A 12,500-nucleotide genomic window follows, 5' to 3' on the forward strand; every position below is an offset into this window, starting at 1 on the left:
GCTTGAACGTCATCTTCGCCCGCCTCGCCACAGACGAGGAATTTCTGCGCCAGCACGGCTATTCACTCAAAATTGCAAGGTGCAACTCCTGAGTCTCACGCTGCTGCAGGCCGAGCCGGAAGACTGAATCCCAGGGCCTTTTCCCCGCTTGGAAGCGCTCCCGTTTTTCCCCCCCCATTCTCCAGGAGGTCCTTATCTTGACTGCTGCTGCTTTTGCTGCCCGTCCCGCCATCGGCGTCGACATCGGCGGCACCAAAATCGCTACGGGCGTGTTGATCGGGGACGAGTTGCATGGCCGCCACATTCAGCCCACCCCTGAGACCGGATGGGAAGCCGTGTTGGACGCGGTGGCCGCGCAGGTACGGGCGCTGCGGGCAAGGTACGGCGAGGCGGCCCCGGTGGGGGTGGGCGTGCCCGGTCCCCTCGCGGAGGGCCGCACCCGCGTCAAGTTCGCGCCGAACATCTACGGCTTTACGGACGTGCCGCTGGTGCAGGGCCTAGAAGAGCGCCTGGGGCTGCGGGTTGTGTTGGAAAACGACGCCAAGGCTGCGGCCCTTGCCGAAGCGCACCTGGGCGCGGCGCGGGGCACCGCAAGCAGCGTGTACGTGACCGTCAGCACCGGCATCGGCGCGGGGCTGGTGCTGGGGGGGCGGGTGTGGCGCGGGCACCACGGCATTGCCGGAGAACTCGGCCACGTCACCGTGATGCCCGGCGGCCCGGTGAGCGGGGCGGGGCTAGACGGGGCGCTGGAGGCCGTCGCGAGCGGCACCGCCATCGCCCGCGACGCGAGCTACGCCCTCAACCGCGAGGTGAGCACCGCCGAAGCTTTTGCCCTCGCCGAAGCGGGGCACCCAGCGGCCCGGCGGGTGGTCACGCAAGCGCTGCGGCACATCGGGATTGCGCTGGCCGACCTGCAAAAGGTGCTCGACCCGGAGGTGTTTGTGCTGGGGGGCGGGGTCGCCAAAGCCGGAGACTTCTTTTTCGCGGGGATTCAAGCCGCCGCCGACGAGTATGCTGGCCCCTTTGCTCCGGTCACCCTGCGCCGCGCCCAGCTCGGCCCCGACGCGGGCGTCATTGGCGCGGCGCTCGCCGCCCGGCTGGAGGGCCTATGACCCCGCCGGGCGAGCGGCGCGAGGTCGCCCTCATCGCCCACGACCATCAGAAGCTGGAGCTGGCCCTCTTTGCCCTCGCGCACCGGGACGTGCTGGGGCGGTTTCCCCTCGTCGCGACCGGCACGACGGGCGGCATCCTGGCGAGCAAGACGGGCCTCACCGTCGAGCGGGTTCTGTCCGGCCCCCAGGGCGGCGACCAGCAAATCGGGGCACGCATCGCCGAGGAACGGGTGCTCGCGGTCTTTTTCTTCCGCGACCCCCTCACCGCCCAGCCCCACGAACCCGACGTCTCTGCCCTCCTGCGCCTGTGCGACGTGCATGACGTGCCCCTGGCAACCAACCCGGCGACGGCAGAGGCGCTTGTGCTGTGGCTGGAGAAAAGAGGCGTGTAGCGCGTGGCGTGTCGCTGGTAGAGGGAAGCCGGGCGACGCGCGGAACATCGCCCACCTTCCCTCTACCAGCCACAGGCCACACGCCACAAGCTCAAATCACAAACTCGCCCCCCCGCATCACCGGCTCGCGCTCGCCGCTCTGGGTGAGGCCGTCGACGTCCATCTCGCCGGAGCCAATCATCCAGTCGACGTGGGTGAGGGAGTCGTTGCCGCCCTTTGCCGCGAACTCCTCGGTGGTCATCTCGACGCCGCCCCGCACGTTGAAGCGGTACGCACTGCCGATGGCGATGTGTGAGGCCGCGTTCTCGTCGTAGAGGGTGTTGTAGAAAAACAGGCCCGAACGGCTGATGGGGCTGGAGTGCGGCACGAGCGCGACCTCGCCGAGGCGGTGGCTGCCCTCGTCGGTCTCGATCATCTGGAGGAGGGTGTCCTGCCCGCTCGCGGCGGTCGCTTCGACCACCCGCCCCGCCTCAAAGCGGATGCGGATGCCCTCAATCAGCACCCCGTTGTAGGAAAGCGGTTTGGTGCTCACGACCACCCCGTCGACCCGCTCGCGGTGGGGGGCGGTCCAAACTTCCTCGGTGGGGATGTTGGCGGTAAAGGTGATGCCCGCAGGGGTCTGCGCCGCGCCGCCGCCCCAGATGTGGTCGTCGGCCAGCCCGACGGTGAGGTCGGTCTCGCCGCCCCGGAAGTGCAGGGCCGCGTACTGCTTTTCGGTGAGAAAGTCGCGGCGGCGCTGAAGGTCGGCGAGGTGGGCTTGCCACTGCTCCAACGCGTCAGGCTGGTCGGCGCGGGTGGCGGCAAAGATGGCGTCCCACTGCCTGGCCACCGCTTCCTCGCGGGAGAGGCCGGGGAACATCAGCTCGGCCCATTCGGGCACCGGGGCGGAAATCAGGTTCCAGTTCAGGCGGTTGGTCATGACCTGCAGCGAGTAGGGCTTGCGGTAAGCCGCGAGCGCCCGCTGGTGCGCGGTCACGCGGGAGGGGTCCACCCCCGACAAGAGGCCCGGATTCGTGGCGCGAATGGCGATGACTGCGCCGCCCGCTTCGGCGGTCTCCAGCTCGGCGTCCACCCGCCAGCGGCTGAGTTGCTCGAAAGACCCCTCTGGCGCGAGCGCAAAGCGGGCGAGTTGCACGTCGTCGTCGTCCCAGCGCACGTCGGCAAAGCTGGCCCCCGCCGCGTACGCCTCGCGCACCAGCAGCCGGGCGAGGGGCGCGGTATCGACGGGGGCCTGCACGAGCACCCGCTGTCCGGGCCGCAGGCCCAGGCCCACGCGCACCGCCAGCCGAGCGTAGTTGTGCAGCTTCTCCTCAAAACTCAGTGTGGTCACGTCTGGCAGCATACGCCGCACAGAGCCGGGGGCACCCTTGACCGCAGCCCCCCCAACCACTATGATTCTTTGCGCTGGAACCGAGGCGTAGCGCAGCCTGGTAGCGCACTACCTTGGGGTGGTAGGGGTCGTGAGTTCAAATCTCGCCGCCTCGACCAGCACGAACTCCCTCCCTCGCGGGGGAGTTTTTTTGTTCCTCCGCCCCGCCGCAAGTGCGGCCCCGCGCCCCCGCCCCTGCCGCTAGGCTGTCGTCCGTGAGTTCGGGGAAGTTTATGGCCCACCGCCCCAGCGCGGAGCAGCCGCAGTGGCAGCCCCTGCGGGAGCACGCGCAGGGGGTGGCCCGGCGGGCCGAGCATTTCGTGCGGTACCTGGCGGTGCCCGGCGTGGGGGTGCAGGCGCGGCTTGCCGGATACCTGCACGACCTGGGCAAGTACCGGGAGGCGTTTCAAAAACACCGCCTGGGCTGGGACCCGGCAGCGGGGCAGCCGGGGGCCTTTGGGGAACGGCGGGTGCCCCACAGCGACGCGGGGGCGAAGTTCCTGGAGGCCCGCTGGCGCACGCGCCTCCGCGGGAGTAGCCCCCCGGCCCCGCACGTGGGGCACGAGTTGCCCTTCGTGGTGGCCTGCCATCACGGGGCGCTGCGGAGCGTGGAGGCCCTGAGCGAGCGGCTCAGCGGCACCGCGCTGGAGGAAGTCCTGCCGCTGCTGAGCCGGGCTTTCGCCGAGCTGCCAGACCTCGCAGACCTCGTCCGGGAGGACCTGCCGCCCCTCCCCTTGCAGGGCACTGGCCGCGCCTTCCTCATTCGCTTTTTGCTGAGCGCGCTGGTGGACGCCGACCGCCTGGACACCGAAGAGCACGGCTCGCCCAGCCGGGCTGGGCTGCGCGAGGCCCACGCCGAGGGACCGGAAGAGATGGCCCGCTTGCTCGCCCGCCTCCAGGCTGCGCAGGAGCGCCGGGCCGCCGAGGATGCCCGGCACCCGCAGCCCATCAACGCCCTGCGCCGCGAAATGTACACGGAGGCGCTCAGTCACGCTGGTGACCAGCCGGGCTTCTTTCGCCTCACCCTCCCCACCGGGGCGGGCAAAACGCTGACCTCGCTGGGGTTTGCGCTCGCGCACGCGCAGCGGCACGGGCTGCGCCGGGTGGTGTACGCCCTGCCCTTTACCACCATCATCGACCAAACGGCACGGGTCTTCCGCGGGGTGCTGGAGCGGGAAGGCGAGTTCAAGGTGCTGGAGCACCACGCCAACCTAGAGGTCCCGGAGCAGGCCGAGGGAGAAGAAGCCCAGACGAGCGCCGCCGACCTCGCCACCGAGAACTGGGACGCACCCATCATCGTGACCACCACGGTGCGGCTCTTTCAGGAGACGCTCTTCGGCACGCGCACCGCGCAGCTCCGGCGGCTGCACAACCTCAGCGGCAGTGTCCTCGTGCTCGACGAGGTGCAGACCCTCCCCGCGCACCTGCTGACGCCCACGCTGGACGCGCTGCGCTTTTTGGTGCGCTATGCCGGGTGCAGCGTGGTGCTGTGTACGGCCACGCAGCCCGCCCTCGACGCTGGGCCGGGCTTTTCCGGCCTGGAGCAGGTCCGCGACCTCGTGCCGGACGCGGGGCGGTCTTTCCGTGCCCTGCGGCGGGTGGCGTACGAGCTGCGGCTAGACACCCCCACCCCCTGGCCCGCCCTCGCCGCCGAGCTGCGGGAGCAGCCGCAGGCGCTGTGCATCGTGAACACCCGCGCCCACGCCGCCGCGCTGTACACCCTCCTGGGCGACGACCCTGCCCACTTTCACCTCAGCACCCTCCTGTGTCCGGCGCACCGGGAGCGCGAACTGGCGCGGATTCGGGAGCGGCTGGCGGGCGGCCTCTCTTGCCGAGTCATCTCCACCCAGCTCATCGAGGCGGGCATCGACGTGGACTTTCCCCGCGTCTACCGGGCGCTGGGGCCGCTGGAGGCCATCGTGCAGGCGGCGGGCCGCTGCAACCGCGAGGGGCGGCGCGCCGAGGGGCAGGTCGTCGTCTTTCGCCCAGAGGACCACCGGCTCCCCCCTGGCGACTACGAGGTGCGCGGAAGCCTCACCGCCAGCCTCCTGCGAGAAGGCCCGGACCTGCATGACCCGGAGGTCTTCACCCCGTACTTCCGCGACGTCTACAGCCGGGTGAGCACCGCGCCCCAGGACTTCGACAAAGCCCACGCCGAGCTGAACTTCACGCGAGTGGCGGCGGCCTACCGGATGATGGAGGACACCGTTCCTGTCCTCATCCGCGGCTATGACCCGGCGCGGGTGGATGCCCTGCTCGGCACCCTGCGGGACAGTCACGGGCAGGAGCGGCGGCACGCCTGGCGCGCCCTGCAACGCTACACGGTGAACCTCTCCCGCTCTCAAGCCGCCCAGCTGGGCCACCTGCTCACCGACGTGCCGGAGTTGGTGCAGCGGGCGCAGCGGCTGGGCGTCGACCCGCCCCGGCTGCAGCAATGGCCCCTTACTGCCCGCTATGACGACAAGTTGGGGCTGGTGGCGGAGGGAGCGGATGAGCTGTTCACCGCCTTCTAGCGTCTGTCATAAGCGTGACAGGTCACCTTTCATCTACTGGGCGAGCCGTGCCCCCCATCTCTTCCCTTTGCCTTCCCCAGGAGAACCCCCTGTGCTAGAGCTGAAAGTCTGGAGCGACTTCGCCTGTTTCACGCGCCCGGAGAACAAGGCCGAGCGCGTCAGCTACGACGTGATGACCCCCAGTGCGGCGCGGGGCGTGCTGGAAGCGGTGTTCTGGAAGCCGGAGTTTAGGTGGCAGGTGCGGGAAATCGTGGTGCTGCGGGAAGTCAAGCGCCTGAGCATTCTTCGCAACGAGGTCAACACGCTGGCCTCCGAACGGGCTGCGAAGGGCTGGGCGGCGAGTGGCGGCGGCTTTCTCGCCGACGAGGACCGCGCCCAGCGGCACGCGCTGATTCTGCGAGACGTGGCCTACCTCATCCGGGCCGAGATGGTGCTGCGGCCCCACGCGAAAGACCCCTTGCAGAAGTACCAGGAAATCTTCCTGCGCCGCGCCGAAAAGGGGCAAGCCTTCCACCAGCCGTACCTGGGCAACCGGGAGTTTACCGCGTTTTTCTCGCTCCCGGACGGTGACGAGCAGCCCGCCAACGTCGTGCGGCAACTCGGCGGCGAGTACGCCGAGCGCGCGGGCAGGCTGGAGCTGGGCCGGATGCTGTTCGATATGCAGGTCAGTCAGGCGAAAAAAGGTCGCCTGAACTATCGCCAGCACGGCCCCGAGGGTCCGCGTTGGGTGGAAGGCCACGCCACGCCGCGCTTTTTTGACGCGGCGCTGACGGACGGCGGCGTCTTGCGGGTGCCCGCGCACCTGTATGGGGAGGTAGGGGAATGAGCCTGCTCGCGCAACTGCGCGACTACGAACTCAGAATGCGCCGGGAGGGCATAAAAACGGTCTCGGACGGCGAGCAGGCGAGCGAGGGCGAAATGCCCTTCATGTACGCCATGCAGAACGTGCGCTGGGAAGTTCGCCTCCAGCAGGACGGCACGGTGCGGGACGTGCAGCCCCGCAGCAGCGGCAAGAAGGGCAAAGACCTCGGCCAGCCGCTGCCCGCGCCCAACCTGGTCCGCACGACCAACATCAAGCCCCGGCTGCTGATGGACAACGCCGAATACGCGCTGGGCCTCGCCAAGAAGGAGAACGACAAGAACACGGTCAAGCGCCACGACGCCTTCAAAGCCCTCGTCCTGGCCTGCGCCGAGGCGACGGGTGAACCCAGCGTGGGGGCCGTCGCCCGCTTCCTGAAGGGCCACGACCCCGAACGTTTCCGGGCCGCGCACTTGGCCGACCACCCCGACTTTGCCCCCGACGCCAACGTGATGTTCACGGTGGACGGGGTGAGTCCGCTGGAGTTGCCTGAAGTCCAGCGTTTCTGGGCCGCCCAGTTCGCGCAAGGCGGGGAGGAGGAGGCGGGCGGCGAAGGTTTGCGCGCCGAATGCCTGGTGACCGGCGAGATGGGGGCGGTAATGGACCGCGAACCCGTCAAAATCAAGGGCATCCAGGGCGGGCAGACCAGCGGGATGAACTTCATCAGCGCCAACGCGGGGGCCTTTGAGTCCTACGGCCTAGAGGCGTCGCGAATCGCCCCCGTCAAGTTTGAAGTTGCCGAACAGTACGCCAACGGCCTGAACCGTCTGCTGGCCGACCCGGAGACCTCGCTGCGGCTGGGGGGCGTGACCTATGTGTTCTGGGCCAAGGAGGGGGCCACCCTGCCCGTCGCCCAGACCCTGAGTGACCCCCAGGCGATCGACTGGGCCGCTTTTGGCCTCGCCGCCGAAGAAACCGCGCCGCTGGCGACGTCGGCGCAGGTCCGGAGCCTGCTCACCAGCATCTGCCGGGGCCGCAGCCCCACCCTGGACCCCGGCACGGCTTTTTACGGGGTGGGGATGACCCCCAGCGGCAGCCGCGTGGCGATTCGCAGCCACCTCACCACGACGGTGGGCGAGGTCGCGGCCCGCCTCGCCGAGTACTTCGCGGCCCAGCGCCTCGCTCCCATTCACCCACCCGGCAGCCGCTTTCCGGACCCGGACACCTACGACCTGCGCACCTTGGTGGGCAGCCTCTACCGCGACGCCAGCAAAGAGAGCACCGCGCCGGATGTGGACGCTCTGGTGGGGTTCGCCCTGAGTGGGCGGGCACTCCCCCGCTCGTTTCTCGCCAAGCTCGCGGCCCGCCACCGCGCCGAGCGGCGAGTGACCCGCCCCCGCGCCGTCCTGACGAAGATGGTGCTCCTCTCGCGCGAGTTCAAGGAGTTAGACATGGACAAAGACACGCTGGACGCTCTGAACCCAGAGCAACCCGACCCCGCCTACCACCTGGGCCGCCTGCTCGCGGTGCTCGACGACATTCAGGGCAGCGTGATGCGGGCGAACACCACCCTGGTCGACCGCTTTTACGGCTCGATGAGCACCACCCCCCACGCGGTGGTGGGCCGCCTGATGACGGGGTCGCAGGCGCACCTGCAAAAGCTCCGCAAGGAGAACGAACCCGCCTACCGCGCCAAGCAGCGCGACCTCGAAGAGGTGATGAGCCGCCTCCAGACCATTCCCGCCAAGCCGCTGAGCACCGCGCAGCAGGCCCTCTTTGCACTGGGCTACTACCACCAGCGGGCGCACATCAGCGCCGAGATTCGGGAGCGCGTGGAGGCCAAACAGGCCAAAGCCGCCCCGCAAGCCCCAGCCGACGACACCCAGCCCCGCGAAGGAGCCACCCCATGACCCCCCTCACCGCCGACCAGCCCGCTGCCACCGCCCCCCACCTCAACGCCGCGAACCGCCACGAGTTCATCCTCTTGTTTGATGTCACGAACGGCAACCCCAACGGCGACCCCGACGCCGGAAACCTGCCGCGCGTCGACCCCGAAACGGGCCTGGGCATCGTGACCGACGTGGCCCTCAAGCGTAAGGTCCGCAACTACGTGGACGCGCTGCGCGGCAGCGAGGAGCGCTACAAGATTTACGTCCAGCAGGGGGCCATCCTGAACAACCAGCACAGTCGGGCGTATACGGCGCTGGGCAAGGACCCCAAAAAGGCCAACCAGGCCGACATCAGCGCCGCGAAGAGGTGGATGTGCGAGAACTTCTACGACATCCGCACCTTCGGGGCCGTCATGAGCACCGAGGTGAACGCCGGGCAGGTGCGCGGGCCGGTGCAACTGACCTTTGCCCGCAGCGTGGACCCGATTCTGGGCCTGGACGCCGCGATTACCCGCGTGGCCCTCACCAAGCCCGACCCCAAGCAGGACGCGGGCGACGAGACGGCCCGCAGCGGCACGATGGGCCGCAAAGCCTACATTCCCTACGGCCTGTACGTCGCGCACGGCTTTTACGTGCCCGCGTTTGCCCAGGCCACCGGCTTTGGAGACGAGGACCTCGCGCTGCTGTGGCAGGCGCTCGTGAACATGTGGGACCTCGACCGCAGCGCGAGCCGGGGCCTGACCGCGTGCCGGGGGCTGTACGTGTTCAGCCATTCCAGCCCGCTGGGCAATGCCCCCGCGCATAAGCTGCTTGACCGCTTACAGCTAGAGCGAAAGGCCGATGTGCCGGTGGCCCGCCGCTTTGCAGACTATGACCTCACCGTTCGGAACGCTGACCTGCCCCAGGGCGTCACCCTGACCTGCCTGACCGACTGAAGTTCCCGCCCCGCCCCCGCACCCGGACCCGTTGCGGGGGCATTTCCTGCCCCCCAGGAGGCCCCATGCCCAGAACCCCACCCCCCCTCCCCGCCGACCTGCCCGACCTCTCGCCCCCCGAAACGCTCACCGTGCAGTTGCGGACCCTCACCCCGATGTTTGGCGGCGGGGCCGAGACCCGCGAGGTGGACGACCGTCAGCCCGTGCGTGCGGCCAGCGTGCGCGGAGGGTTGCGGTTTTGGTGGCGGGCCACCGCCGGGGCCGGGTACGCCACAGCGAAGGAGCTGCACGACGCCGAATCCGCTCTGTGGGGCAACACCGAGACGCCGGGGCGGGTGCGGGTGGAGGTGGAGGTGACCGAGCGGGGCACGCGCGTTTACCCCTCCGAACTGAACAAGGGGGGCGGCAGCCCCGCCCAGACCGGGCCTCGCGAAGCGTACTTCGTGCATCCTTTTCAGGAGATTCGCTCCGAAAACAAGCCGGAAACCTTCGGCCTTAGGGACGTCGCCTTCACCGTAACCCTCACCCTGCATAGGCTGAGCGCCGCCGAGCGTGAGCAGGTCGTCACGGCGGTGCGGGCCTGGATTGCCTTTGGGGGCGTAGGTGCCCGCACCCGCCGGGGTTGCGGTGCCCTCACCGTCGCCGGGGACGCGGCGCAGTGGCTGCCCGCCCAGCCCGCCGACCTGTGGGCGTGGTTTGGCCGCGAGGAACGCGCGGTGCCCCAGCCGCAACACAGTGTTCTGGCCGGAGCCAAAGCGCTGCTCAGCCCGGTGGGTGCCGACCCGGTGAAAGACGTGTGGCGCGACCTGGGCCGTTTCTGGGCACGGTTTCGCAAGGGGCACTACACCGAGCGTCGTCCCGACTACAGCCCCATGAGCGGCGGCGCGTGGCGCGACCACCGCACCCTTCAGGCGGGGCTGCGGCGTGACGAACCCGCTCGGCTCGCCAAGCCCTTTCTCGGCCTGCCCATCGTCTATCAGAAGTTTCCCAGAACGGACGCCTTTGCGGGCACCATCGAGGGCGCGCAGGAGGGCAAAAAGCGCATGGCGTCCCCGGTCATCCTCAAGCCCTGCGCCTTTCGCGACGGGGTGCGGGGGCTGGTGCTCGTCCTGAACGCACCCCCCCCGCGCCAGGTCAAGGTGTCGGGGCAGCCGCATCCCCTGGAGATTCCGCCGCATGACCCCGTGCTGGCATCGCTGGGGGTGCGCGGCCCGCTGGCCGCCGTTCGCGCCGCCGCCAAAATAGACGGCTACCCCCAGGAGGTCTCCCTGTGACCCGCTTCCTCCTCTCTATTTCGCTCGGCCCGGTGCAGGAGTTCATCGCCGCGGCCCGCAAGACCGCCGACCTGGAAGCCGGGTCCACCCTGCTGGTCGACCTGGTGGGCGCGGCGGCGAGCGAGTTTCCCGCCGAGGAGCGCATTTATCCCGCCAGCGTGGAGGCGGGCGGCGCGAACAAGATTCTGGCGGTGGTCACCGGCGACCCGGCCCAGCACGCCCGGCAGGCCAGGGCGCGGGCGCAGGCAGAGCTGGAAGCGCAGTGGGAGCTGTACAGCCGCCAGCTGGCCGCGCACATTGACGAGGCGCGGGCGCGGGCGCAACTCGCGCATTTCCTGGAGTTCTATGCCGCCTGGGTGCCGCTGCGGAGCGAGGCCGACTACCCCGCAGCCCGCCGGCGGGTCGAAGCGCTCCTCGCCGCCCGCAAGGCCCTGCGCGACTTCACGCCGCTGGCGCAGCGGGCCGCGGGACTGCCCAAGTCGCCGCTCGACCCGGCTTTTGCCACCGTGCTGAGGTTGGACGACAACGGCCAGCTGCCGGAAGCCCTGCGGGAGGCCCCCTGGAACTTCAAGCCCAGCGAAGTCCTCGACGCGGTGTCGCTGCTCAAGCGGCTGCGGGGGCGGGCAGGGCGGGATGTTCTGAACACCCACACCCTGGCGCACCGCGCCAAGCACCCCGGAGCGCCCAACAGCCAGGACGAGGATTTCCAACCCGATGGGGCCTACTACGCCATCCTGGTGGCCGACGGGGACAACATGGGGGCGCTGCTCTCAGCCAACGACACCGAGGACGCGCACCACGAGATTTCACGGCGGCTCGACGACTTTGCCAAACAGGCCGAGGCCATCGTGAAGAACCACGACGGCCAGGCGGTGTTTGCGGGCGGGGACGACGTGCTCGCTTTCCTCCCGGTGACGAAGGCGCTGGCCTGCGGAAGAGCGCTCTCAAACGCGTTTCAAGAAGCGCTCGGAGGCGACGCGCCCTACCAAGCCACCCTCAGCGCGGGCATCGCCGTGGTGCACTACCGCGAGCCGCTGAGCACGTCGCTGGCGCAGGCGCGAGCGGCGGAAAAGGTGGCGAAAAAGGTGCCCGGCAAAAACGCCGTGTGCGTTGCCGTTCACACCCGTGGGGGTGCCCCGCTGCGGGTGGCGCAGCCCTGGGACGGTGCGGGGGCGCTGGAGGCCCTCGCCCGCATGGACCTCCCCCGCGGCCTGCCCTACGAACTGAGCGAACTCGCCCGCGAGTGGCCGCACGGCGTGTCGCCTGTGGCCCTCAGCAACGAGGCCCGGCGCATCGCCCAGCGCAAGGCCACCGCCGACGGCGAGCGCCTGGACGAGGAGGCGCTCAGGGGCTGGCAGTTTGACGGCCCACAGCACCTGCGCGACTTTGCCAACCTGCTCATCATCGCCCGCTTTCTGCGTGGCCAAGGAGACCGAGCGTGAGCGACACCATCCTGGAAATCACCCCCCTGGCCCCGCTGCTGCTGCGCGATGGGCGGCCCTTTGCGGGCGGCGGCGAGGAATCGCGCGCCCACAGCTTGCCGCTGCCGCTGCCGCACACGCTGGCGGGCTTTGTGCGCACCCAAATGGGCGAGGGCCGGGGCCTGAAGTGGCGCGACCTCAGCGACGACGCCCTGCACCGCGAGTTGCAGGCCCTGCACAACACCCCCATTCGGGCGCTGCCCCTGCGGGACGAGACGTTCATGTTCCCAGCCCCGCTGAACGCGGTGGTGGAAAAGCCGCAGGCCAAGAAACCAGAAGAAGCCGACGAGGTTCGGATTTACCGCGCCCTGCCCGCCGAGCTGCAAGAGGGCGAGGGCACCGACGCGCCGGACGGCCTGCGCCCCCTGCTGCTGACCGACCGCGCCGGAAACGCGCCGGGCGACGCCTTCAAGCCGCAGGACGGCTACCGCTACTGGCCCCAGGACGCCATGCAGACCTGGCTGCTGGGCGGCATCCCGGAAAAGCTGGAACGGGTCGAAGGCCCGCCCACCGACGAGCGCACCCACGTCGCCATGAACAGCGAAACCGGCACCGGCGACGACGGCATGCTCTTTACCGTGAGTTACCGCGCCTTCGAGGAGCGCGTCAAAGTCAAGCGAGAGCCGCCCCAGTCGGAAACGGACGGGCAAGAGCCTGAGCGGCCCCGGTACCGCCATTGCCGCTGGACCCTGCGGGTGAAAACCGACCTCACGGGCGACTTCGCCCCCCTGGGCCA

General features: G+C 69.6%; 10 protein-coding genes and 1 tRNA gene (1 of these 11 running past the window's edge). 10 read left to right on the forward strand and 1 reads right to left on the reverse strand.

The window, feature by feature from the left end; translation table 11 throughout:
- Nucleotides 1-197: 197 nt before the first annotated feature.
- Nucleotides 198-1,112, forward strand: coding sequence for an ROK family protein (locus H565_RS0107705; protein ID WP_027460532.1), 915 nt, complete (start codon nucleotides 198-200; stop codon nucleotides 1,110-1,112).
- On the forward strand, nucleotides 1,109-1,504 hold the full coding sequence (mgsA, locus tag H565_RS0107710) for a methylglyoxal synthase (protein WP_027460533.1): 396 nt from the start codon (nucleotides 1,109-1,111) through the stop codon (nucleotides 1,502-1,504). Before H565_RS0107705 ends, mgsA begins: the two co-directional genes overlap by 4 nt.
- A gap of 91 nt (nucleotides 1,505-1,595) precedes the next feature.
- Here mgsA and H565_RS0107715 read toward each other — a convergent pair whose 3' ends face one another.
- The gene (locus H565_RS0107715; protein WP_027460534.1) at nucleotides 1,596-2,846 is read right to left on the reverse strand and encodes an aminopeptidase; all 1,251 of its coding nucleotides are present in this window, start codon (nucleotides 2,844-2,846) and stop codon (nucleotides 1,596-1,598) included.
- A gap of 69 nt (nucleotides 2,847-2,915) precedes the next feature.
- On the opposite strand from H565_RS0107715, the gene H565_RS0107720 reads away from it, so the two are divergent.
- The 8 genes from H565_RS0107720 to H565_RS0107755 all read left to right on the forward strand — a co-directional run.
- Nucleotides 2,916-2,992 (forward strand) — tRNA-Pro (locus tag H565_RS0107720).
- A gap of 96 nt (nucleotides 2,993-3,088) precedes the next feature.
- Entirely contained in the window at nucleotides 3,089-5,386 is a 2,298-nt protein-coding gene (locus H565_RS14730; protein WP_051363482.1) for a CRISPR-associated endonuclease Cas3'', read from the forward strand.
- Nucleotides 5,387-5,477: 91 nt separating this feature from the next.
- A complete protein-coding gene (cas5c, locus tag H565_RS0107730) occupies nucleotides 5,478-6,212 on the forward strand; it encodes a type I-C CRISPR-associated protein Cas5c (RefSeq protein ID WP_027460535.1) in 735 nt (244 codons plus the stop codon).
- Entirely contained in the window at nucleotides 6,209-8,095 is a 1,887-nt protein-coding gene (gene cas8c / locus H565_RS0107735) for a type I-C CRISPR-associated protein Cas8c/Csd1 (protein ID WP_027460536.1), read from the forward strand. The genes cas5c and cas8c overlap by 4 nt, the downstream gene beginning before the upstream one ends.
- The gene (cas7c, locus tag H565_RS0107740) at nucleotides 8,092-9,009 is read left to right on the forward strand and encodes a type I-C CRISPR-associated protein Cas7/Csd2 (RefSeq protein ID WP_051363483.1); all 918 of its coding nucleotides are present in this window, start codon (nucleotides 8,092-8,094) and stop codon (nucleotides 9,007-9,009) included. The genes cas8c and cas7c overlap by 4 nt, the downstream gene beginning before the upstream one ends.
- Before the next feature lie 65 nt (nucleotides 9,010-9,074).
- The gene (cmr1, locus tag H565_RS0107745) at nucleotides 9,075-10,283 is read left to right on the forward strand and encodes a type III-B CRISPR module RAMP protein Cmr1 (protein ID WP_027460538.1); all 1,209 of its coding nucleotides are present in this window, start codon (nucleotides 9,075-9,077) and stop codon (nucleotides 10,281-10,283) included.
- Nucleotides 10,280-11,725: a type III-B CRISPR-associated protein Cas10/Cmr2 gene (gene cas10, locus H565_RS0107750; RefSeq protein WP_027460539.1), complete on the forward strand. Its 1,446-nt coding sequence runs from the start codon at nucleotides 10,280-10,282 to the stop codon at nucleotides 11,723-11,725. Before cmr1 ends, cas10 begins: the two co-directional genes overlap by 4 nt.
- Nucleotides 11,722-12,500, forward strand: the 5' portion of a protein-coding gene (locus H565_RS0107755; protein WP_027460540.1) for a type III-B CRISPR module-associated protein Cmr3. 490 nt of this gene lie beyond the right edge of the window; only the first 779 of its 1,269 coding nucleotides appear in the window; it begins with the start codon at nucleotides 11,722-11,724; the stop codon falls past the right edge of the window. Before cas10 ends, H565_RS0107755 begins: the two co-directional genes overlap by 4 nt.

Source organism: Deinococcus murrayi DSM 11303, from assembly GCF_000482805.1.
Lineage (GTDB): Bacteria > Deinococcota > Deinococci > Deinococcales > Deinococcaceae > Deinococcus > Deinococcus murrayi.